Annotated in this window: 16 protein-coding genes and 1 pseudogene; 9 read left to right on the top strand and 8 right to left on the bottom strand. The window is 52.4% G+C overall.

The window, feature by feature from the left end:
• Nucleotides 1-105: 105 nt before the first annotated feature.
• Together ACO0K9_RS05700 and ACO0K9_RS05695 are read right to left on the bottom strand one after the other, a co-directional pair.
• Complete coding sequence (locus tag ACO0K9_RS05700) at nucleotides 106-1,185, bottom strand: gamma-glutamyl-gamma-aminobutyrate hydrolase family protein (RefSeq protein ID WP_422982697.1); 1,080 nt, start codon at nucleotides 1,183-1,185, stop codon at nucleotides 106-108.
• A gap of 561 nt (nucleotides 1,186-1,746) precedes the next feature.
• Entirely contained in the window at nucleotides 1,747-2,994 is a 1,248-nt protein-coding gene (locus ACO0K9_RS05695) for a putative Na+/H+ antiporter (protein WP_422982695.1), read from the bottom strand.
• 320 nt (nucleotides 2,995-3,314) lie between these two features.
• Here ACO0K9_RS05695 and ACO0K9_RS05690 point away from each other — a divergent pair, with 320 nt between their 5' ends.
• From ACO0K9_RS05690 to ACO0K9_RS05680, 3 genes are all read left to right on the top strand, one after another.
• A complete protein-coding gene (locus ACO0K9_RS05690) occupies nucleotides 3,315-4,196 on the top strand; it encodes a dienelactone hydrolase family protein (RefSeq protein WP_422982693.1) in 882 nt (293 codons plus the stop codon).
• Nucleotides 4,197-4,304: 108 nt separating this feature from the next.
• On the top strand, nucleotides 4,305-5,657 hold the full coding sequence (gorA, locus tag ACO0K9_RS05685; RefSeq protein WP_422982691.1) for a glutathione-disulfide reductase: 1,353 nt from the start codon (nucleotides 4,305-4,307) through the stop codon (nucleotides 5,655-5,657).
• Between the two features lie 108 nt (nucleotides 5,658-5,765).
• The gene (locus tag ACO0K9_RS05680) at nucleotides 5,766-6,515 is read left to right on the top strand and encodes a ZIP family metal transporter (protein ID WP_422983167.1); all 750 of its coding nucleotides are present in this window, start codon (nucleotides 5,766-5,768) and stop codon (nucleotides 6,513-6,515) included.
• Between the two features lie 328 nt (nucleotides 6,516-6,843).
• Here the strand turns inward: ACO0K9_RS05680 and ACO0K9_RS05675 are convergent, their stop codons facing one another.
• The 3 genes and pseudogenes from ACO0K9_RS05675 to ACO0K9_RS05665 all read right to left on the bottom strand — a co-directional run bounded on the left by ACO0K9_RS05675 (nucleotide 6,844) and on the right by ACO0K9_RS05665 (nucleotide 9,829).
• Nucleotides 6,844-7,692, bottom strand: a complete 849-nt coding sequence (locus ACO0K9_RS05675; RefSeq protein ID WP_422982689.1) for a sulfurtransferase — start codon at nucleotides 7,690-7,692, stop codon at nucleotides 6,844-6,846.
• Between the two features lie 53 nt (nucleotides 7,693-7,745).
• Nucleotides 7,746-8,675, bottom strand: a pseudogene (locus ACO0K9_RS05670) (DMT family transporter).
• A 53-nt stretch (nucleotides 8,676-8,728) separates the two neighbouring features.
• Nucleotides 8,729-9,829 carry an aromatic ring-hydroxylating oxygenase subunit alpha gene (locus tag ACO0K9_RS05665; RefSeq protein WP_422982687.1) on the bottom strand — a complete coding sequence of 367 codons (1,101 nt, stop codon included), beginning with the start codon at nucleotides 9,827-9,829 and terminating at the stop codon, nucleotides 8,729-8,731.
• A gap of 347 nt (nucleotides 9,830-10,176) precedes the next feature.
• Between ACO0K9_RS05665 and ACO0K9_RS05660 the strand changes: the two genes are divergently transcribed.
• The 3 genes from ACO0K9_RS05660 to ACO0K9_RS05650 all read left to right on the top strand — a co-directional run bounded on the left by ACO0K9_RS05660 (nucleotide 10,177) and on the right by ACO0K9_RS05650 (nucleotide 14,522).
• Entirely contained in the window at nucleotides 10,177-10,827 is a 651-nt protein-coding gene (locus tag ACO0K9_RS05660) for a DsbA family protein (RefSeq protein WP_422982685.1), read from the top strand.
• 34 nt (nucleotides 10,828-10,861) lie between these two features.
• Nucleotides 10,862-11,791: an aldo/keto reductase gene (locus ACO0K9_RS05655; RefSeq protein WP_422982683.1), complete on the top strand. Its 930-nt coding sequence runs from the start codon at nucleotides 10,862-10,864 to the stop codon at nucleotides 11,789-11,791.
• A 283-nt stretch (nucleotides 11,792-12,074) separates the two neighbouring features.
• Nucleotides 12,075-14,522, top strand: coding sequence for a putative bifunctional diguanylate cyclase/phosphodiesterase (locus ACO0K9_RS05650; protein ID WP_422982681.1), 2,448 nt, complete (start codon nucleotides 12,075-12,077; stop codon nucleotides 14,520-14,522).
• On the opposite strand, the gene ACO0K9_RS05645 is transcribed toward ACO0K9_RS05650, so the two are convergent.
• Together ACO0K9_RS05645 and ACO0K9_RS05640 are read right to left on the bottom strand one after the other, a co-directional pair.
• Nucleotides 14,485-15,372, bottom strand: coding sequence for a LysR substrate-binding domain-containing protein (locus ACO0K9_RS05645; RefSeq protein ID WP_422982679.1), 888 nt, complete (start codon nucleotides 15,370-15,372; stop codon nucleotides 14,485-14,487). The genes ACO0K9_RS05650 and ACO0K9_RS05645 overlap by 38 nt on opposite strands.
• A gap of 263 nt (nucleotides 15,373-15,635) precedes the next feature.
• Nucleotides 15,636-17,051, bottom strand: coding sequence for an FAD-binding oxidoreductase (locus ACO0K9_RS05640; RefSeq protein ID WP_422982677.1), 1,416 nt, complete (start codon nucleotides 17,049-17,051; stop codon nucleotides 15,636-15,638).
• 95 nt (nucleotides 17,052-17,146) lie between these two features.
• Between ACO0K9_RS05640 and ACO0K9_RS05635 the strand changes: the two genes are divergently transcribed.
• Nucleotides 17,147-17,698, top strand: coding sequence for a cob(I)yrinic acid a,c-diamide adenosyltransferase (locus ACO0K9_RS05635; protein WP_422982675.1), 552 nt, complete (start codon nucleotides 17,147-17,149; stop codon nucleotides 17,696-17,698).
• 579 nt (nucleotides 17,699-18,277) lie between these two features.
• On the opposite strand, the gene ACO0K9_RS05630 is transcribed toward ACO0K9_RS05635, so the two are convergent.
• Nucleotides 18,278-18,694: a hypothetical protein gene (locus ACO0K9_RS05630; RefSeq protein ID WP_422982673.1), complete on the bottom strand. Its 417-nt coding sequence runs from the start codon at nucleotides 18,692-18,694 to the stop codon at nucleotides 18,278-18,280.
• 220 nt (nucleotides 18,695-18,914) lie between these two features.
• Here ACO0K9_RS05630 and ACO0K9_RS05625 point away from each other — a divergent pair, with 220 nt between their 5' ends.
• Entirely contained in the window at nucleotides 18,915-19,757 is an 843-nt protein-coding gene (locus tag ACO0K9_RS05625) for an alpha/beta hydrolase family protein (protein ID WP_422982671.1), read from the top strand.
• A gap of 119 nt (nucleotides 19,758-19,876) precedes the next feature.
• Entirely contained in the window at nucleotides 19,877-22,819 is a 2,943-nt protein-coding gene (locus ACO0K9_RS05620; protein WP_422982669.1) for a hypothetical protein, read from the top strand.
• Nucleotides 22,820-22,837: the final 18 nt, after the last annotated feature.

Genomic DNA, 22,837 nt, shown 5'->3' with positions numbered 1-22,837 from the left:
CCTGATGCTAATGCTGATACTGATGTGGATAACATGAAAAATGCAATCATCTGTGATGCTGCTGCATTTCTCCTTTTTATCTGCATCAGCGCACCAGTTCAATTTTTAAAATCGTGTTTCTCTGGCTGCACGCAGAAAACTGTCTAGTATGGGTGTGCAATCCAGTAAATCACTCTGCCCTGTCAGATGAAATTCTGGATGCCATTGCAGGCCTACGACAAATTTCGCTTTTTGATACCGTATTGCTTCAACGATATTATCTGCGGGAGAGATCGCTTCTATCCTGATATCCCGGCCCAGATTTTTGATGGATTGATGATGTATGGAATTGACCTTGGCAGTGAGTAATGGCGGGAACAATTGCGCTAGTGTGGATTGCGCGGTGAACTGTAATTCATGCCCATGCTGGTCGTACAGATCATTCACATGGGCGATGGCATTCGGCACCTCGGTGGCGATGTCTTGATACAGGCTGCCACCAAAGGCCACATTCAGTAACTGACAACCACGGCAGATACCCAGCAAAGGTTTATCGGCTTCGATAAATTCATGCAAAAGTTCGAGCTCATACATGTCACGGGTACGGTCACCACTCCATTCCGGACGTGTTGATTGTTGCGAGTAAGTCTGTGGCGCAACATCGGCTCCACCCTGCAAGACCAGGCCATCGAGATGCCTGGCATAGTCACGCAGGCGTATATTACTGGGACGTATCAGGCCATTGGTATTGACCGAAGGAATCATGAACACCATGACATCGCGCGCCATTACCCATTGTGCAATCGACTCTTCGAGATACTGCAAGGTCTTGCTGGACAAACCTTTGGCACCGGCCTGGGGATGAAATATCCGGGCGGATACGCCGATTTTCAACGTACGATGGGTAATACCTTTTGCGGTACGCAAGGACGTTGCGCGCAAGCGGGCAGAAACAACCCGCACAAGAGTGCGCCAGGGTGATTCACCATTCTGATAAGCAGCCTGATCACCCGTCTTATAACCCGCCTGGTGATCTTGCTGGCCTACAGCTGAATTTGAAGTTGGTATTGGTGCTTGTACCACCGCATCACTGGCAGTTGGCCCCTGCGACTGGTTTGCCACCGCAGCAGTGTCAACCACCCTGGTTTGTGCGGCATCTGCGGCCTCGGCACCGACTGATTCCGGCTTGTTTTTTTCGTCTGGCATGGCATTCATCCATATCTGATAAAACCAAAAGCATTACGTGCAAATCAAGGTAAAAATACGCAATACGGAAAAAATCTTTCTCGCTAATCAGGGAGCACGACAAATCACAGATACTCTGCTTCTTCAATCATCAGAGTGACAGGATACGTCCTGGCATTGGCGAAAAAAAAGCGCGATGTCCTGCCTGACACTGATATGCCATTTCTCTCTTTGAGTTCATTATTGTCGCCAAAAAACCGCTACGCGGTTTCCATCAAAAAGACGGTTTTCACTTGACTGGCACCGAATCGTGCCCTGCATTGGGTCTGATTTATTGCCGTCTTGCATAAATCATGCAAGTGCATATGCATCATGTGTGGATTACTTGTGTCATACACACTTTATGTATTGTAGCGGTATTGCGGGACTGCGTCTGTCAGACAACGCCTACAACTGAACTTGCCCTGTGTATCTCACATTTTCAGTGTAGGTGAAAACACGTTTTGTGAAATCTATCTACCCTGCATGACTTTGGAACGCATAAAAAATTTCAACAAATTTATAAGAAACAGTCAATGCGAATCAGATTAAAAACATCAATGCAGCGACCGCAGTCGGCGGCAAGGCACCCAGCAGCAAACCCAATGCACTGATGGATTCGTCGTTGAAACCACGCTTCAATAAAGCCACACCTGCCGGATTGGGAGCATTGGCAATGACGGTCAGGCCGCCACCGGCGACGGCGCCGGCGACCAACAGGTATTTGGCTTGTTCACTCAGACCTGCGATCAAAGATCCCAGGTAGGTCAGCGCAGCATTGTCGGTAATCGCCGTCAGGCCAAGTGCAGCAAAAAACAGGGTGTGTGGTTTCAGGCTGGATACGATGGGCTGCAACCACCATTGCTGCATGCCTCCCAACACCACCAGGCCCGCAAGAAAAAAACCTACCAGCAAACCCTCTTTCAAAATCAAGGGATTCTGATGGCGTTCATAGGCCTGGGTATACCCCATGAAGAACAGAAATAATCCAAGGAAAAATACAGGGTGATGCGCAAACAAGATCACACCCGCCAGAAAGGTCAGGTGTATCAGGCTGACGATCAGCGGTACTGGTTGATTGTGCTTTTCATCTGTACTGTCATCGCCAGTGATCTGCTTGCGCAATAACCGTGTCACGACAGTGGCATTGAACAGTACGGCAACAGCGGCTTTCCAGCCGAAACTCGCCAGCATGAAAGCACTGTCCCACTGCCAGGCCGATGCCACCATCAGCACCGGCGGCGCGGCATACGAGGTCAGCGTGCCACCAATGGAAACATTAACAAACAATACCCCCAGCGCTGCATATTTCAGCCATTCAGATATGCCCTGGCGAAATATCCTGGGGGCCAGTATCAGTGCCGCCAGGGTCATCGCCGCCGGCTCAGTAACCAGGGAACCCAGCAAGGGAACGACGGCCAGACCAAACCAGACCATGGCAAGCGCATCCGGCAAGGGAACGAAACTGGCCATACCCCGCAGTACACGCCCCATTATCTCAAGTACGGGACGTGATGCAGCCACCACCATCACAACGAATACAAACAGCGGTTCTGTATATTGACGTGACTCGGCATAAGTCACCGCAGCGCTGCTACCAGATACCAGCGCCATGACGACGACCAGCACAAAAGCCCAAAAACCGAATACGACTTCCACCTCGCCCAATAAATGAAACAGTCCTGCATGGCGGGCATGGCGATGCGCCAGCACTTCAAAAAACTTGGCGCTGAAGGTGTGCAGCAAGGCCAGGCCAAAGATCACGGCACCCAGGGTGTCCATTAAAGTCATTGCTGTTTTCTTTGCATAGATATGGATACCTATCTTACACGAGCTTATCTCTGGCTACGATAAAAACCGGTGCAGTATCCACCGATATAACCCACCCTGTGCGATGCCAAACCATGATCAAAAGAAGCTGCTGTGTAGCTGGCTGCTTGCCATCGGTTTTGCCAGAACCGTAAGCAATGTTCGTAAGCAACGTTCATAAGCAATAGCGGCAATACCGCCCCTTACAGGTAAGTTCTCTGAATCAGTTGTACAATTCATTCCTGTTTTGTCCGGGGTTTCATATACTTAACTGTATCAACGAATACATATAGGAGAACACCATGCAGTATCGCGAAGATTTTAATAGCCTGGTTGGTAGCAGCGAAGACAACACCACGGTCAACCGCCGCAGTTTCATGCAAACAGCAGTGGGGGTAGGCTTTGCCGCAGCGGTAGCGCCGGTATGTGCACAAACCATGATCAAGACCGACCGTACCGGTTTGACCGATGGCGTGACCAAATTGAGCGTGGCTGGCGCAGATGTGCCCATGTATTTTGTCAAACCTGAAGGCAAGAGCAATTTGCCGGTAGTGCTGGTGATCTCCGAGATTTTTGGTGTGCATGAACATATCGCCGATGTCGCGCGCCGTTTTGCCAAGCAGGGTTATCTGGCGATTGCGCCTGAATTGTTTGTGCGCCAGGGCGATGCCAAGAATGCTGAAAGCGTCGCCGTATTGATCAAGGAAATTATTTCCAAAGTGCCGGATGCGCAAGTCATGGGTGACCTGGATGCCGCAGTCGCCTGGGCTGGCAGCAATGGCGGCGACACCAAGCGCCTGGGTATCACCGGCTTTTGCTGGGGTGGCCGCATTACCTGGATGTATTCTGCGCATAACCCCAACGTCAAAGCCGGCGTCGCCTGGTATGGCAAATTGCTGGGTGATGCCACTGCATTGACACCGAAACACCCTATCGATATCGCTGCCGGACTGAAAACACCGGTGCTGGGTCTGTATGGTGCCAAAGATCAGGGCATCCCGGTTGAATCCGTCTTCAAGATGGAAGTCGAACTCAAAAAAGGTAACAGCAAATCAGAATTCAAGGTGTATGAAAATTCTGGCCACGCCTTTAATGCCGACTATCGCCCCAGCTACAATGAAGCCGATGCCAAAGACGGCTGGAACCGTTGCCTGGCCTGGTTCAAGGCGAATGGCGTCGTTTGATTTTAATCCCTCGCTACAACAGCCATACCGTGTAGCCAATCTCAGGCGGGTTCCATTGATATGCATAAGGAATCTGCCTGACACCATCACCGCAACTCAAGGACCACCATGCATACGTACGACTATGATTTATTCACGATAGGCGGCGGTTCTGGTGGTGTGCGTGCCAGCCGCTTTGCAGCGCAGTATGGTGCGCGGGTGGCATTGGCAGAGGCAGGTCCGCTGGGTGGCACTTGCGTGAACGCCGGTTGCATCCCCAAAAAATTGATGTCTTATGCGGCGCATTTCCACGCCGATTTTGAAGAGGCTGCCGGTTTCGGCTGGAGCCTTGGAGAACAGCGCTTCGACTGGCCCACCCTGATCGCCAACAAGGACAGGGAAATCGCCAGGCTCAACACCATCTACAGCCAGATTCTGGCAACGGCCAAAGTACATGTCATCGCCGGCCATGCGCAGATACTGGATGCGCATACCGTCGTCGTCAATGGACAAAGCTATCGCGCCCACCATATCCTGATCGCCACCGGTGGCCACCCTGTGCGGCCAGCATTGCCGGGCAGCGAACTGGGCATCACCTCGGATGACTTCTTTCACTTGCCTGCCTTGCCACGGCATGCGGTGGTACAAGGTGGTGGCTATATCGCGGTAGAACTGGCATCCATCTTGAATGGCCTCGGTTGCAAGGTGACGCTGGTGCAGCGTGGCAACCAGATATTGCGTACCATGGATAGTGATCTGGGCTATTTCCTGATCAATGAAATGCACAAAAAGGGCGTGGAGATAGCACTCGACACCAAAATCCTGTCCATCACAGCCAACGGCAACAGCAAGCGCGTTGCGCTCAGCGATGGCCGCACGCTCGATAGTGATTGCGTGCTGTTTGCCACTGGCCGCCAGCCGAACGTCAAAGGCCTGGGGCTGGAAAACGCCGGCGTGCAGGTACGGGAAAATAACTCCATCATCGTCAACGAACACTTTGCCACCAACGTCGACAATATCTATGCGATCGGTGATGTCATCGACCGCGTGGCCCTGACCCCGGTGGCATTGGCCGAAGGCATGATAGTCGCCGCCAACCTGTTCCAGCATGGGCACAAGCTGATGTCGTATGAAAATATTCCGACAGCAGTATTCAGCCACCCGAATGTCGCAACCCTGGGTCAGACTGAAGCCAGGGCGCGGGAAAAACATGCTCACGTCAAAATCTTCAAAAGCGAATTCAAGGCACTCAAGCATACGATGTCGGGTTCAACTGAGCGCTGCCTGATGAAGATAGTCGTCGATGGCGACACCGACCGCGTGCTGGGCATGCACATGGTGGGTGCAGATGCCGGTGAAATCATCCAGGGCTTTGCCGTAGCCATGCAATGTGGTGTCACCAAGGCACAGCTGGATGCCACGATAGGTGTGCATCCGACGATTGCAGAAGAGTTTGTAACCATGCGGACAGCCGTGGTGTAGGGCGTACTGCAGCAATCCAGATTTGCAGAAAACCCCACAATATGCTTTAATTTGCAACCTGGTTGCAAATTCCTGAGGCTTAAAATTCATTCCACGCTGTTATCCATCCTGTTTGCCACCACCGTTGCCGGTGTTTTAAGCATCACGGCTGCCGCCATTTTTTCGTTTTCTCTCTTGTCCAAAGTGGTAGAGCGCATGGTCAGCCTGTCGGTGGGCATCATGCTATCCACCTCTTTGCTGCATGCCCTGCCTGAAGCGTTTGAATCCGGTGCCGACACCCGCACCCTGTTTGCCTGCCTGCTGGGCGGCTTGCTGGCTTTCTTTTTGCTGGAAAAGTTTGCGATACTACGCCACTCGCACCATCATGAAGGGGACGGTCACCACCATGAGCATGGACATGATGCGCATGAAGCAGGTCGTGCCGGCTGGATGATACTGGTGGGAGATGGCCTGCATAATTTCACCGATGGCATTTTGATTGCGGCTGCCTTTTTGGCGAATCCCAAGCTTGGCCTGGTCACCGGTCTGGCCATTATTGCGCATGAAATCCCGCAGGAAATAGGCGACTTCATTGTCTTGCTGAATGCCGGTTTCAGCCGCACCCGTGCCTATATATACAACCTGATCTGCAGCATGATGGGTGTAGTCGGTGGCGTGATAGGTTATTTCACACTGGAAAACGCCAGCGGCATGATCCCCTATGTGCTGGTGTTTGCCTCTTCCGGCTTTATCTATATTGCCGTCAGTGATCTGATGCCGCAAATGCAGCGGCGGGCCACACTGAAAGAAACCATACCGCAGATTCTGCTGGTGTCACTGGGCGTGGTGCTGGTGTTGTTTGTGACCAGTCACCGGTGATGCCCTGCTCCCCTTTTTTTTGCATTGTGCCGACAGAATCTAAGCAGCTAGCAAGCTACGCAGTGAACAGGTTGGGATGGAGATAGGTTTCTGTCGCAAATTTGTTTTAACTCCTTCCCCTTCAAGGGGAAGGTTGGGATGGGGATGGGTTTCTTGTGCAATTCGATTGCGGATTGATCAACCGAAACCCATCCCCACCCTAACCCTCCCCTTGAAAGGGAGGGGATTTATCAGTCATTTTTTTTCAAGCACGTTATTACTGACAACAGTATGCCTGCGCAGGAGTGACGATTTTGAGGCTATCTCTTTTTTGCGATTCAGGCTTGACTCAACGCTCCACAGGTCGCGAGGCATCTGCACACCATTCACTCCACGATCCCGGATACAAAGCCGCGCCGTGCATGCCTGCCACTTCCAGCGCCAGCAGGTTATGGCAAGCCGTCACGCCAGAGCCGCATTGCATGATGGCCTGGGTGGCATCGCTGACGATGGCCATCCATTCTTCGCGCAATTGTGCGGCTGGTTTAAAGCGGCCATCGGCTTGCAGGTTGTCTTTGAAGAAGCGGTTTTTTGCACCGGGGATATGACCACCGACCGGGTCCATGGTTTCATTCTCACCACGGAAGCGGTCAGCGGCACGGGCGTCAACGACTGTCCTGGTGGGCTTGCTGATATTTGCCAACACCTGACTGACTTCGACTGAACCAACCAGGGCTGGCTTGTCACTGATGTTGCCACAGCCACCAATAGCTGGCACCGCAGTGCTTACCGGCAAGCCTGCGGCCTGCCATACAGGCAAACCACCATCCAGCACGGCAACGTCGGCATGTCCGACCCAACGCAGCATCCACCACAGGCGCGCCGCAAACATGCCGCCATGCGCGTCATACACGACCACCTGGCTATCATCATTCACGCCCAGGTTACGCAGGCTGGCGATGAAATCACCTTTTTCCGGCAAAGGGTGGCGGCCACGAAAAACACCGTCCGGCCCGATTTTGGCTGCCGACAGACGCTGATCAAGATGCACAAACTGTGCGCCCGGGATATGCCCCAGGTCATAGGCAGCCTGCCCGGCATTGGTATCCATCAAATCATGGCGGCAATCCAGCACCACCCAATTACTGCGTTCAATATGAGGGGCCAGGTCGCTTGCACTGATCAAAGTCGTGTACATCTTTATCTCCTGAAAAATAAATCGCTCGCCATCACGGGGGAAAGACCGGCATTTTATTCCGAACTGATGGCGTCGCTGGGCATAGGGGCGGTATTGGTCTTCGCATTATAAAAGGTGGCGATCAGGCCACTGCATAAAATCACAGCAATGCCAAGCCAGCTTAACCAGGCCAGGCTTTCTTCCCAGATCAGCACGTCCCACAAACTGGAAAACACAATACCCACATATTGCAGATTGGCCGTGACCAGGGTATTACCCAGGCGATAGGCGCGTGTCATGGCCATCTGTGCCATCGCCGCTATCAGGCCGATGGCAAGCAGCAACAGGATGCCCTTGGTATCGAGGTGATGCCAGACGATGTTTTGCGCATTGCTGCCCATGGCACCGATGGATTTGCTGAACACCGTGCCAGCCAGGCCGGCCACGGCACAGGTCATGGAAAAATAGAATACCACGCGGTATTCAGGTTCGCCCATCAAGCCCATCTGCCTGACCTGCATATAAGCCCAGGCCGCCAGCATGCCAGAAATCAGGGCAATGACACCGCCGATGACCTGGTCGGCATGAATGCTGGGCCGCAGCAGAAAAACCACGCCCACAAAACCCATGAGGATGGCCGCTACCGGTTACCAGGTCAGCCCGGGTTGCCTGCGCCACCAGGCTGCCCCCAGCAACATGGCGGCGATCCAGATGGGTGACATGTAATTCAGTGTCACCGCCATCGCCAGCGGCAATTTGCCAATGGCATAAAACCACATCCACAGCGCGATGACACCAATCAGGCCGCGCCCCACATGATGATAGGGCATGCGGGTACGCAAGGTGCCACCCTGCCAGCTCACCAGCATGGCAATCATCAGCATGCCTATCATGCCGCGATACGCCACAATTTCAGAGGTTGAATAATCAACCGATGCCAGCTTGACGCAGACACCCATGATGGAAAACAGAAAGCTGGCAACCAGCATCCATAAAGACTGCATATACCTTTGCTCCAAAAGTTAAGGGAGGCACACGCCTCCCCTATTGAAATACTTCAAACTGCAATTTTTCTTCGATACCATTCATGGAAGTGCTGCATGCCATCTTCCATGGGTGACTGATACGGCCCGACTTCACTGACACCGCGATCCAGCAAGATCTTGCGCCCGGCATCCATGCGCAAAGCGATTTCATCATCCTCCACACAGGTTTCCATGTAGGCGGCGCGTTCGGCGGCGATAAATTCGCGTTCAAACAGGACAATTTCTTCCGGATAATAAAATTCGACTACATTGCGGGTCTTGCCGGTTGCTGTTGGCCACAGGGTCGATACCACCAGCACATGCGGATACCATTCAACCATGATATTCGGGTACAGGGTCAGCCAGATCGCGCCGTACTTAGGTGTCTCGCCATGACGGAACTTCAGCACCTGCTCTTGCCAGCGTTGATAAGTGTCGGAACCGGACTTCAGCAAACCCTTGTTGACGCCCACGGTTTGTACGCTGTAATCCTCGCCAAATTCCCACTGCAGATCATCGCAAGCGACAAAGCTGCCCAGGCCAGGATGAAAGGGTTCGACGTGATAATCTTCCAGATAGACTTCAATGAAAGTCTTCCAGTTGTAATCACATTCATGCACTTCGACATGGTCGAGCATGTAATCACTAAAATCCAGGTCTTTGGTAACGCTGAGATTAGCCATGCGTTCCATGACGTTATAGCCGTTTTGCTCGAACAGCAGGCCATTCCAGTTTTGCAGCGGCGTGCGTTGCAAATTCAAGCAAGGGGTATCGGCAAAATGTGGCGCGCCAATCAGCTCGCCTTTCAGGTCATAGGTCCAGCGATGCAAGGGGCAGACAATATTATTGGTATTGCCACGGCCATTGAACATCAATGCCTGCCGGTGACGGCAGACATTCGACATCAGTTCTATGCCCTGGGCGCTGCGTACCAGCATGCGGCCTTCGTTTTCAGAAGCCAGCGTAGCAAAGTCGCCGACATGGGGCACCATCAGTTCATGGCCGACATAACGCGGACCAGACTGGAATAATTCTTTGATTTCGCGCTGTAACAGCGTTTCATCAAAATACACGTAAACCGGAAGTTGCGCGTCAGAACGCGCGAGTGTAGACAAAGAAGCCAGATCGGACATCCCCACCCCCCAAATTAATTTGCACCAACCTAAGAGAGAAAGAATCCACAAAAACCTGTTTCGGCAGGACTTTCAATCCCGACGAAAATTCAAACGATCAAACGCCTTGAAGAGGAAATTTTGGACAGAACCGGGAATTATACCTGAACTGCAAAAATTTATGCCTTTACTTGTCATGCCATCATGAAAAAATGGCAGTGCAGCAATCCCGGATGCCTGCACCCTTAGCTCTTGCATCAACAAAAAATGAACAAAAAAATGGTGGGACAAGCAAAATTCTTGCTGGCTGTCAGACGCAACGACTTTCTATACAATAACCGCCTGATGCCCACCAATGAGAGCAAGTGATGACACACCTTATTTATGTTGCCGACCCCATGTGTTCATGGTGCTATGGCTTTGGCCCCGAATTGCAAGCCTTGCTGGATGCTGTACCCGACAGCCGGCTTGATCTGGTACTGGGTGGCTTGCGCGCCTATAACCAGCAAGTGCTGGACGAGACCACCCGGACCACCATCCTGAGTCACTGGAAACACGTGGAAGAAAGAAGCGGCCTGCCCTTCGCCAGCGATGCCATGTCACAACCTGGCTTCATCTATGACACCGAACCCGCCTGCCGTGCAGTGGTTGCAGCCCGCACCCTGGTGGATGAAGCATCCAGCGATGCCGTCCTGAAAGTGTTTCATGCCATACAGCATGCCTTTTATGCCGAAGGCAAAGACGTGACGGATATAGGCGTACTATCCGGGATTGCTGTCACCGCCCTGAATGCGGTCGAAGGTGCCGACAGCTATGACGCCATCAGCTTTCACGAAACCATGCTGTCCCCCATGACCATGGCTGATGCAAGGCAAGACTTTGAACAAAGCCAGCGCTGGGGTATACGCGGCTTCCCGGCCTTGTTGCTGGTGCATCAGGATGCCTTGCACATGATTGCATCTGGCTATACCACCCGCGATGACCTGATAGCGACACTCAAACAGCTACAACAGGCATAAGCCTGCATCACCATCAAAGAATAAGCGGCCAGCCATGACGACCAATACAAAGACCATCAGCCCACGCCAGCAAGTTGCACCGGCCGGCCCTGAATTTTCCCGCATCGTGCTTGGCCTGTGGCGCCTGGGTCACTGGAAAATGTCCGCGGAACAAAGAGTCAGCTTTCTGGAACAGGCCCTGGCGCTGGGCATCACTACCGTGGACCAGGCTGACATCTATGGCAATTACCTGAGCGAAACCCTGCTCGGCGAAGCGTTGGCACTCGCCCCGCACCTGCGTCGGCAGTTGCAGTTTGTCAGCAAATGCGGCATCAAGCTGGTATCAGACCAGCGCCCCAGCCATGGCATCCAGCATTACGACACCAGCGCGACCAACATCATTGCCTCTGCCGAGCAATCATTGTGTGCCATGCAGATAGACCAGTTGGACCTGCTGCTGATCCATCGTCCAGACCCGCTGATGAATGCGGATGAAATAGCCGGGGCATTTCGCCAGTTGCAAGACAGCGGCAAGGTAAAGCATTTTGGTGTATCGAATTTCACGCCTGCACAATTTGATTTGCTGAACTCACGCTTCCCGCTGGTGACCAATCAGATAGAGTTGTCCCTGCTGCATATGCAGCCCCTACTGGATGGCAGCCTGGATCAATGCCAGCGCCTGCGCATTGCCCCCATGGTCTGGTCAGCCCTCGGTGGCGGACAATTGATGCTGCCCGCCAATGAACAGAGCGAACAGGGCCAGCGCATCAGCCAGGTATTGCAGCGCATCGCCGGCGAACTGGATGTAGCACCCAGCATAGTGGCGTTAGCATGGGTACTGAAACATCCAGCGTCACCGATGGTATTGACCGGCTCGGGCAGAATCGCCGCCGTGGCCGAAGCCGTACAGGCGACAGCGGTACAACTCAGTCGTGAACAATGGTTTGCGCTATGGTCTGCATCCGCTGGCAAAAACGTTGATTAAAGACAAGATAAAAATGTTTTCTTAACAACAAGCAATATCGGCGCCTCTAAAGCTAAGCCTTGAATTAGCCGTAACCATTCAATCACAAGCTTGTTTTGAGGTAGTGTTAGTATGTTTTCCAGGGCGTGTTGACCTATTTGACACATATAAGTACATAAGCTCATCTGAAAATTGTGCAGTGCATATATTTCCTGAATTAAACACTAAGTTGGTATAGTATTATTATTCGGCCTGTAAACTGAGCGTGGCTTGCTCTGGGACTGATTTCAGAAGGACAGCATTGATGACTGTTTTTCAATTCATCCGTAATTATTATTTGCTCCCCCCTTCGTCGCTGAATGAGACTCATCAGTGGCGCGAGCAAGTGTTGTCAGCCATTCTCTTCTTTGTACTGGCCCTGGGCTCTGCTACTGCCATCCCCAGCATCGTCCTGGCCATCAGTGAAAACCTGTGGTCGGTGGTGGTGGTTGATATCTTTGCCCTGATCTGGGTGGCCACCATATGGCGCCTGCCGTTTCTGAACTACCGCCAGCGCGCCTGGAACTTTTTGCTGTTCCTGTATTTGCTGGGTGTCTGGTTTTTGATCAAGGTGGGGCTGACCGGCCTGATTTACCTGATGGCTTTTCCGGTATTGACATCCCTGTTGCTCAACCTGCGGCATGCCATGCAGGCCCTGTTTCTGTCTGCACTCAGCCTGTTGGTAGTTGGTTACCTGGCCGACCCCAGCCTGCATGTCTACGGTTTTGATTCCCATCCCTTTTTGCGGCTGGTCATCGTCACCATCAATTTCACCTTTATTGCCGCCGTCATGGCGATCTCTTGCGGCGTCCTGCTGCAGAGACTGGACGGCAGCCTGGAACAGCAGCGCGTGATCGCCGCATCACTGCAATTGGGGCAATCGTCGCTGCGCATGGCCAATGAAGAATTGCGTCTGATCGTTGCCGCCGTCGCCAGACTCAACGATATGGTCATGATCATTCATGTGGATGCCGATGCCATCGGCAAACGTCGCCTGAAAATTGTCTTTGTGAATGATGCCTTTGTACATCAGACTGGCTTTAGCAGCATCGAAGTGATCGACAGATCCCCGGTATTTTTGCAGGGCCCGCGCACCCAGCCAGAAGAACTGGATCGCCTGAACCATGCCCTGATCACCTGCGAATCAGTGCATATAGAGTTGATCTGCTATACCCGTGATGGCAATGAATTCTGGATGGAAGCCGATGTCGTGCCCCTGGCCAACGATGCCGGTCAGTATACGCACTGGGTAGCAACCGGGCGCGATATCAGTGAACGCAAGAAAGCCCAGGAACATATCCACAGGCTGGCCTATTTTGATGTACTGACAGGTTTGCCCAACCGCCGCCTGCTGCTCGACAGGATGAGCATCCTGCTGGCGACAGCCAGGCGCAGCAATATGTTCAGTGCGGTACTGTTCATTGACCTGGATCACTTCAAATACATCAATGATGCACGCGGCCATGCTGTCGGTGATGCCTTGCTGATACAGGTGGCAGGAAGACTCAGCCAGTCCCTGCGGGAAGTCGATACGGTAGCCCATATAGGGGGTGACGAATTTGTGGTGCTGCTCTGCCATGTGTCCAACGACGTGACCGTCGGTGCCCATGCGGCGCAGGCGGTGGCAGAAAAAATCCGTCATACCATCTCGCAGTTTTTTGATATCAATAGCTTGCAGTACAACGTCACCTGCAGCATAGGTATCACCCTGTTGCCGCGTGAAAACCAGGGTGCCCATGATTTATTGCGGGAAGCCGATACAGCCATGTTCCGCGCCAAATCCTGTGGCAGGAATCAGATTGCCTTCTACGAAACCGGCATGCAGTCTGAAGTGGAACAAAGACTGACGGTAGAACGCGAACTCAGCGAAGCCATCTCTGGCGGCCAACTGCAAATGCATATACAGCCCCAGGTTGACCGTATGGGCAAACCCGTTGGCGGCGAAATGCTGATGCGCTGGACGCACCCGGAACGCGGCCCCATCTCACCCGCCATCTTTATTCCGGTGGCAGAAGAATCCGGCATGATCTTGCGCCTGGGCGACTGGGTGATGGAACAGGGTTGCCTGGCGCTGCTGCAACTGGAACAGGCAGGCTGGGACATACCGCTGTCCGTCAATGTCAGCCCCAAACAATTCCGCCAGGTGGATTTTGTAGAGAAGGTCAAGCAGGTATTGAAAAACACCGGTGCACCGCCAGCCAGACTGATACTGGAAGTGACCGAAGGCCTGCTCATAGACAACCTGCATGACACCATCGCCCGCATGGTCGAATTGACCAAGCTGGGCATACGTTTCTCGATTGATGATTTCGGCACTGGCTATTCCAGCCTGGCTTACCTGAAAAAACTGCCTCTGTATGAACTGAAAATCGACAGGAGCTTTGTCCAGGATACGCCAGACGATGCCAATGACACGGCCATCGTGCAGTCGATATTGTCGATGGCATCGCACCTGGGCTTGCGCGTGGTCGCCGAAGGGGTGGAAACCAAGGAACAGGCCGATTTCCTGATCGCCAACGGCTGTGAGTCAATGCAAGGCTTTTTGTTTGCCCGCCCCATGCCGCTGGATAAATGGATAGCCATGCAAAAACCACCCAGCCAGCCTTTGCAGGGTGTGATGCCCGATGCGATGTCCGCTGTGATGTCCGATATTACACCGACTATGACACCGGCTATTACACCTGCTGATACGTGGCTTGCATCCAGTCAATAAACAACTGCACTTCTGGGCGGATATTCGCCTGTGCCTCATGCACCAGATAATACGAATGCGGCGGTGTTGCCAACTGGGTTTCAAACACCCTGACCACATCACCACGGCGTATCATCTCTTGCGCAAAATGCTGGCGTGTCAGACCTATGCCGTGGCCATGCTTGATCGCTTCCAGCAACAACCCCAGGTCATCCACACGCAGGCCCGTTGTAGGTTCTGGCCAATCCAGCCCCGCCACTTCAAACCAGGGCTGCCAGGGTTCCAGCGCAGAACGCAATAATTTGGCATGCCGCAGATCAGCCGGTGTCTGCATGGCAGGTAAGGTTTTCAGATAAGCCGGGCTGGCCACCACAAAACTGGGTTCCACAAATAATTTGCGGGTCACCAGGTTAGGATATTCACCAGCGCCGAAACGCACTTCGACATCGCTTTCTGACAGGCTGAGATCGTACAGCGGTACAAACAGAAACACTTCGATTTCAATTTCCGGGTATTGCCTGGTAAAACTGGCCAGCCTGGGCATGAACATGTAACGCGCAAACGTCGGCGGCACCGTCACCTTCACCCGTAACTGGTTTTGCGCAATCTTGTTCGGCAAGGGGAAATCAGACAGGGTACGCAAGGCCCCGCGCACCACATCCAGGTAACGGCGGCCAAATTCGGTCAGGGTGACACTGCGCCCTTCCCTGACAAACACACGCTCGCATAAATGCTCTTCCAGCAAACGTATGCGATGGGACAGGGCAGATGGTGTAATACAAAGTTCTTCAGCCGCAACAGCAAACGAGCTATGGCGGGCCGCAGCTTCAAAAGCCGAAAGCGCATGTACTGGCGGTAGACGTGTTGCCATTCGTATTCCAGATAAATAATGGGTGTAAACCAGATCAAACCGGGCTGGCAGTCCTGTATGGACCAGCCCCGCCCCACAAAATTCCCCAAAAGATTGCCACGACATAAAATCGACGCTGCAATGCAGGCGACTACATGATGTAAAAAAACCCTGCGCCTTGCATCATAAAATAAAGCAGCCAAAACGGGCATCTGTAGTACTACTGAAGTAGCTCAGATAAGTAGTTCAAATAAGTAATTCAAATAAGCATGCCGTGTGGAAAATCATTCATCCCAGGCAACAACCTTGCCCGGGTTTAATATATTCTTTGGATCAAAAGCCCGTTTCAGCATGCGCATCATGTGAATGGCATCAGCCCCATGTTCTTCGATCAGGAAAGCCATCTTGTGTATGCCCACCCCATGTTCACCGGTGCAGGTACCGTCCATGGCAATGGCGCGGCTGACCATGCGCTGGTTGATGGCTTCGGCTGTGGCAATTTCTTCACTGCTGGCCGGGTCAACCAGCATCAATACGTGGAAATTACCATCGCCGACATGGCCAATGATGGAATACAGGATGCCATGATTTTCACAATCAATCTGGGTTTCGCTGATGCATTCGGCCAGGCGTGAAATCGGCACACAACAGTCTGTGGAAATCGCCCTTGAACCAGGACGCAATTGCAACAGCGCAAAATAGGCATTGTGCCTGGCTGCCCACAAACGCGAACGCTCTTCCGGTTTGGTCGCCCATTCAAAATCACCGGCGCCATTGGCCGCGGCAATTTCCTGCACCAGCTCCGCCTGTTCCTTGACGCCATGCTCGCTGCCATGGAATTCAAACAGCAGCAAAGGCTTGACAGGCAGGGTCAGCTTGTCATGCGCATTAATGGCACGCACACCATTCGCATCCAGAAATTCTACTCGCGCAATTGGCACCCCCATCTGTATGGTTTGTATCACCGTATTCACCGCATCGGCATTATCCGGGAAACTGCATACCGCTGCCGAAATTGCCTCGGGCAAAGGATAGAGCCTGACTGTCACTTCGGTAATGATGCCCAGCGTGCCTTCGCTGCCGACAAAGATACGTGTCAGATCGTAACCGGCAGACGATTTCTTGGCGCGTGAACCGGTGCGGATAACGCGCCCGTCTGCGGTCACCACCGTCAGCGCCAATACGTTTTCACGCATGGTGCCATATCGTACTGCATTGGTACCCGAGGCCCGGGTTGCCGCCATACCACCCAGGCTGGCGTCGGCACCGGGGTCGATTGGAAAAAACAAGCCGGTATCACGAATCTCCACATTCAACTGCTTGCGGGTGACACCGGCCTGTACAGTAGCAGTCAAATCTTCGGCGTGCACCGCTACCATATTGTTCATTTGCGATAAATCAATGGTGATGCCACCATGCAATGCCAGAATATGGCCTTCCAGCGACGACCCCGCACCATACGGTATCACTGGCACCCCTTGTTCATGGCACAGCTTGACAATAGCCGCCACCTCTTCTGTGGTCTGGGCAAATGCCACTCCTTCTGGCGGCATTGGGTCATAAGAAGATTCGTCGCGGCCATGATGCGCACGTACCGCCTGGGCAGTGCTGAAACGGTCTTCCAGCAGGTTTTGCAGCGCGTGCAACAAGCTGGCTGGCAAAGGCGCTCTGACGCTTGCGATAGGGGCAGGATGGTTCATAATGCATTCCAGGCTAGTCGTGATGCGCTCTATTATGCTGTGTCCGGCCAGAATTTGCCGTATCCTTTCCAACTTCTCTCCTTATTTCATGTGCCATGGGTAATCGACTCTCAAAAATTGCAACACGCACCGGCGATGCCGGTACCACCGGCCTGGGCGATGGCAGCCGCATCGCCAAAGACGCCCTGCGCGTACACGCCATGGGCGATGTGGACGAACTCAACTCCCAGATCGGCGTCTTGCTGTGCGAAGACATGCCCGAGCAGATGAAACATGAACTGGTTTCCATCCAGCATGACCTGTTCGACATGGGCGGCGAACTCTGCATCCCCGGCTACACCATGATCACCGAAGCCCAGGTGACAAGGCTGGATGCCCTGCTAGAAAAATACAATGCCGACCTGCCACCGCTCAAAGACTTCATCCTGCCCGGCGGATCACGCGCCGCGGCCATCGCCAACGTCTGCCGCACCGTCTGCCGCCGCGCCGAACGTGCCATCGTCAGCGTCGGCAATACCGAGGTCATCAATGACGCACCTAGACAGTATATGAATCGCTTGTCGGATTTGCTGTTTGTGTTGTCCCGGGTGTTGAACCGGTATGCGGGGGGGAGTGATGTGTTGTGGGAGAAGGAAAGAGAAAGGTAATTTGCCTGCCCATTTCCAACCTTAAGCAAAAAAAATTGCGATCAAGCTTGAATTGCCCAAATAATCATTTTACAAATTTCTAATGCGGCGAATTTCTTGTGACTTCCATGAACTGGCGGTGCAGATTACGGCTCGGCTCTGAATTTCATTATTTCTTCCACTGCACAACACAGGGATTTGAAGCAGTTTCTTACCGCGTGCAACGTGGATACTTCAAAGGCTATTGGCATTCCCAAGTCATGGCCTAACCATTCTGAAATTGCCCACAATCTGAAACGGTTTGCAAACATCGATTTACCTCACCCGTCACAATGGCGGGAGAGTTTATTGTTTCAGGATGAATGGAATGAATGCGAAGTAGCAATCAATGCGGGCGACACGCTTATCTGGTATTGCTGGTCAACATCGTCTTGACACACTGTAGCCGGCCAACGAAAACTGATCCAGCATAACGACCAAAGCACGAGGAATGCACGAACACCATATTAGAGTTTTGTAGTTGAATCCGAACTTTCAGCTTTATCTTAGCAAATACATCAAACCAAACACCAGCGTCAAAACTCCCGTCAGCAATTTAAATCAAACACAGTTTTCTGGTTTGACGGCGACTGTCCAGGTTTCGGTGTGTAAATCGTCCAGCGTGCGGGGCTGCGTCGTCAGGTTATATTCTACGGTGACCTTTGCTTCTAACCAGCCTTGCATTTTGCCGTGGCAATAGCTTTGTCTGATTATATTTTTTAGTTTATCTTTTTCTTCATCTGTCAGCTCTTTCCTGACTACCTGTTTCCCATAAATTTTTACTACATTATTGGCGTATTCGATGCTGTCGAACTGAATACGGTCACCGACTGTCATAGGTAGCTCGCTTCTGGCTTTTTCCACTGCGGCAGTAATACTATGTTCCTTCTTTTCGTCTTTGACCGTCTTCATCACTGACTGAGTAAACACCTTTCCCAAGGCAACGATGATGACAATAATGATAAGGATAAGCCGCATGCTTTTCTCATTTCAGAATGGTTGGTTGAACTAGGCCACAAGTCTATCAAAATAGCTGTTTTTCTTCTGTATTTTCAAGAAAATTTATTTACCCTGATATGATGAATTTTTCTTGCCAAATTTGTACTTGCCCACCTAATTTTGCGGGCTTGCAGGCAGAACGAACAAGTTTCACGAATCAACAAGCAATTAAGTGCATTTTATAAATGAGACTGCATTCATGAAAAACAAACTCTACATGGCTGCGATAGCCAGCCTGTTTTTTGCCAGCATCGCACAGGGCCGTGATACGGGCAACAGTGCGACAGCACCTGAAATTGTTCATTTTGAAAACCGGACACTGACGCTAGGCGGGGATTTGTACAAACCTGCTGGCAATGGCCCTTTCCCTGCGGTTTTATATAACCACGGCAGCGCATCCGGCATGTGGAGCAGCGAGGCCAGCAGGGCACTTGGCCCCTTGTTTGCCAGCCGCGGCTGGGTCTTCTTCATGCCATACCGCAGGGGCCAGGGTTTAAGCGCAAAAGCTGGCCCATACATCAGCGATGAAATCGCCGCAGCGCAACGTCGTGGCGGCATGAGCGAAGCGGTGGCAACCCTGGTGCGCCTGCACAGCACTGATCATTTGCAAGACCAGTTGGCCGGCTTGCAATGGCTGAAAGCGCAATCTTTTGTACAAGTGAATCAGATTGCCGTTGCCGGCCAATCCTTTGGTGGAATACAGACGGTGCTTGGTGTCGCGGCTTACCCGTATTGTGCTGCAGTTGATGCCGCTGGCGGGGCCGAGAGCTGGAGCAAGGCAGCGGCCTTGAAGGATGTGATGAAGACTGCTGTCAAATCTGCCCAGGCCCCCATATTCTTTTTTCAGGCAGAGAATGATTATGACCTGGCACCAAGCAAAACGCTTTATGCAGAAATGCAGCAGGCGGGTAAAACTGCTGAAATGAAAATCTACCCACCCTTTGGCAAATCAGAAAAGGATGGTCATAGCTTTTCTTATCGGGGAAGTGATATATGGTTTGAAGACGTGTTTTCGTTCTTGAGCAAGAACTGCTTGAAATAACCCGGTTTTTTCGCTCCTTTACCATAATCCAGTAAAGAGCCGGTGCCATAGATATACCGGGAACCGGACTTGATGTATTGTAATGCTTCACTTATCTCTGGTTCACTATAATGCATCAGTTGACGCAAACACAAACTCGCTCCTGGATTTTTGTCTTATCTTTCCTCGTTCCTTTATTCTTGCTCACTGGCAGCGCTCAGGCTGCAGCGCAGGCAAATTCGGCCCCGCTGGATGAGGCAAGTACCACGGCACTGGTAAAGGAAATTCAAGCCATGGTGAAAACCAATGAAAATAAAATCTCTGAATTTGTAGTGCGCGAAGCGACCCCAGAGCGCATAGAACTTTTCTACAACTCGCCGCAGTTAGGTCAGCAAACCAGGATTATTCGTGAAAACGGCTTGATTTTTGCCGGTCGTGGCAAGCTGTTGAGCTTCAACAAACCATCCGATGTACTCGCCAAAATGGAAGCATGGTTTCCAGATGAATTCACGGCGACACGCGCCATGAAAGAACCAGGTTTCTTCGGGAAGATCCGTCTGTTCGGGCCATATCCTGACTGGGAAGCAGAACCAGCTGCTTTCATCGCGCTATGGAAGTGCACGCCGCAGTCCGCCTGGGTCGGGCCTGCTGCAAATCCATTTAGGCGCCGCCGTGGTCAGGACTTGTTGTTCATGTCAAGCGCAGCTAACAGCTCTTCGGTTCAGGAGTATGACTTTGCCCAATGCGTTAAGCAACGCATCGGTTTTCGGTCTGCTTTCACTGATGCTGATGTCGCCAGAATACAGCTAGATGGCAAGAAAGTCGCCGACAAGGTGATGCCGGTACTGGTACAAAAATTTACGCAGTTACTAGCTGGCAGCCGTTGCAGCGGTACAGGGCCCGATGATTGCGTGCTGGTGATGCGCCAGTGGGCCAGCCTGGCTCCAACTGATACCGCACTGGCGAAGACCATGCAAGCGCTGGAGGGCGAGCTGGCGCTGGATGCTCCTATGGCACCATCCTTGCCATCCCTGTCATCACAACGAGCTGGCAAACGCGGAGAAGACGGGCTACCCCAATTTGATGAAGTGTTGCGACGTGCGGCTTATCTGCGAGCCAAACTCCAGTCTGTCCTGGCTGTGCCGTCCGCCTGGCCAGCAAGCGCCCTGGCAATGACGCTGCAGCAAATGACGGCGCTGCGCATTGTTGCCATCCCGGCCATGGCACACAATAACCAGTTGTATGAGATTGATTATCGCAACGAAGCCGTTAATCCCTGGACCGTGGTGGCAGAGCATATCGACCAGTCACCACAACTCAAGGATGCGGTACTGGCAGAGTTGCAGCGCATGGGCAAGCCCTCCACCGACGATTGCAGCCTGATCAGTCAGTGGCTGACACATGCAGGTGCAGGCATGAGCAGCGAATATGCATTACTGCATCTGGCGGATAAGCCAGCTTCGCCGTGCGTGGCCCCAAACTGGGAATGGTTGAAGCAGGACAAAGTGCCCGTTGCACAGGCAGACAAATCAGAATCGGCGCTTGAACTGCGTGAACGCTTTATTGATTATCTGAACCATACTGAATCCGGTGCCATGCGTGATTTGATGCTGGAGAAACTCACATCAAACGGAACCGCCTGTTTTAGCAAGCAGGCACCCGCAGTGTGGTTGCGTGAATTATGTGAGAAATGGATATCCGAGCCGCAAACCGTCTCGCTGAAACTTGCGCATAACAAACTGGTGCTGGACAAGACGCAGCAGTTCAGCAAGACGAGCAGCATACAACCGCTTGCAGATGCCGATGGTGCCGTCAAAGAGGGAGTTCAAGTGCAATCCGGCTGGTTAGCTAAATTGCTGGATGGTATGAGTGGAGCCGCACTGAGTGACATGCAAGTCCTGGCCGCTGATCTCGAAAAACGTCAGGTAAAAGTGCTGGACGCGGTGGTCTGGCGTCACCCCAGGCATGCAAACAGAATGCTGGAATTAAGCCTGAACGATAAAGAAGCGACGCACTTATTCTTTATTGTAGGGACAAGCGGCATGAAAGCTTTCACCGTGCCTGCGCGTTTTCGTGGTGAACAGGGCAAGAACAAGCTTGCGCAAGTATCTGATTTGGATGGCGATGGCAATCTTGAACTGTGGTGGGCTAAAGCATTCAATACCTGTGCTGGTGATGCCAGCGATAGAAAGCGTAGCATGGATTGCAGCGCTACATCGGCTGACATGGGTGAGGTCAGTGGTGACAGCCTGACTTACTTTGTCCGTTCTCCAAAGGCCGCAGCTATAAAGACAATTGTGCAGCCATCAGTCAAAAAAGTGGCAGTCGATGATGTGACACATCTAGCAGAGGCGAGACTTGAGCGCCAGACCTGCAATGCTGCCCTGATTGGCGATACGCTGGAAGACAAATTGCACATCAATTTCGCCTTCAGGGTAAATGCTGAAAATGGTGATCTCATCGATCTGGTCTGCAAGCCGCATCCCTTGTATGAAGACCGTACCGTCGTCGCCCTGTTCCACGATTTGCGCGACAAGAAAGGGGAGGTGCGTGAAGACGTCAAGGGATTTGTCATGGCAGTGATAAATACCGACAAACAACAGCTACTGCAAGTGTATCGTGAGGAGGTTGAACTGGATGCTAGCACCCGCATCTTTGGTGGCAGCCTTCGTCTGGATACCGCCCGCTATAATCTGGCGCCTGGCCTGCGCGCGCTTGGCGTGCGCATGAGTACCGGTCATAGCCCAAAATGTGCCGAGGGCGGAAGTAACGACTTCCTAACCTTGATGATAGAAGACGGCAAGAAACTGCGCCCGGTACTAAAAAATATGGACATGTCAAGCTGGAGCCTGGTGGATGGGCCACCATGTTCCTACAGCGGTCAAATTTTCGTGACCGATAATGTCGAGCGCGATATCGTCATCTTACCTGGCACAACAAATGGCTGGCATGACCTGCAGGTGGTGGCCCGCCACAAGATCACGACTTATAATGGACCAGAAGGTGAAGACGCCAAACCAGTATTGAAAACCGAAATTGAGACAACTATACGGGCAAAAGACAAACAGTATCTTGTGCAGTGAGGAATTGAAGGGTGGAAG

It is taken from the genome of Undibacterium sp. Ji50W (assembly GCF_049340445.1).
GTDB lineage: Bacteria > Pseudomonadota > Gammaproteobacteria > Burkholderiales > Burkholderiaceae_D > Undibacterium.
Note: the sequence above shows the minus strand (reverse complement) of the source record. Positions and strands in the feature narration are given on the sequence as shown.

Bases quoted from the DNA above. Each gene is read 5' to 3' on its own strand.
- ACO0K9_RS05690 (WP_422982693.1), top strand. From the start codon at position 3,315: ATGCAGTATCGCGAAGATTTTAATAGCCTGGTTGGTAGCAGCGAAGAC.
- ACO0K9_RS05695 (WP_422982695.1), bottom strand. From the start codon at position 2,994: ATGACTTTAATGGACACCCTGGGTGCCGTGATCTTTGGCCTGGCCTTG.
- ACO0K9_RS05645 (WP_422982679.1), bottom strand. From the start codon at position 15,372: ATGGCAACACGTCTACCGCCAGTACATGCGCTTTCGGCTTTTGAAGCT.
- ACO0K9_RS05660 (WP_422982685.1), top strand. From the start codon at position 10,177: ATGACACACCTTATTTATGTTGCCGACCCCATGTGTTCATGGTGCTAT.
- gorA (WP_422982691.1), top strand. From the start codon at position 4,305: ATGCATACGTACGACTATGATTTATTCACGATAGGCGGCGGTTCTGGT.
- ACO0K9_RS05650 (WP_422982681.1), top strand. From the start codon at position 12,075: ATGACTGTTTTTCAATTCATCCGTAATTATTATTTGCTCCCCCCTTCG.
- ACO0K9_RS05635 (WP_422982675.1), top strand. From the start codon at position 17,147: ATGGGTAATCGACTCTCAAAAATTGCAACACGCACCGGCGATGCCGGT.
- ACO0K9_RS05665 (WP_422982687.1), bottom strand. From the start codon at position 9,829: ATGTCCGATCTGGCTTCTTTGTCTACACTCGCGCGTTCTGACGCGCAA.
- ACO0K9_RS05640 (WP_422982677.1), bottom strand. From the start codon at position 17,051: ATGAACCATCCTGCCCCTATCGCAAGCGTCAGAGCGCCTTTGCCAGCC.
- ACO0K9_RS05625 (WP_422982671.1), top strand. From the start codon at position 18,915: ATGAAAAACAAACTCTACATGGCTGCGATAGCCAGCCTGTTTTTTGCC.
- ACO0K9_RS05675 (WP_422982689.1), bottom strand. From the start codon at position 7,692: ATGTACACGACTTTGATCAGTGCAAGCGACCTGGCCCCTCATATTGAA.
- ACO0K9_RS05655 (WP_422982683.1), top strand. From the start codon at position 10,862: ATGACGACCAATACAAAGACCATCAGCCCACGCCAGCAAGTTGCACCG.
- ACO0K9_RS05630 (WP_422982673.1), bottom strand. From the start codon at position 18,694: ATGCGGCTTATCCTTATCATTATTGTCATCATCGTTGCCTTGGGAAAG.
- ACO0K9_RS05700 (WP_422982697.1), bottom strand. From the start codon at position 1,185: ATGCCAGACGAAAAAAACAAGCCGGAATCAGTCGGTGCCGAGGCCGCA.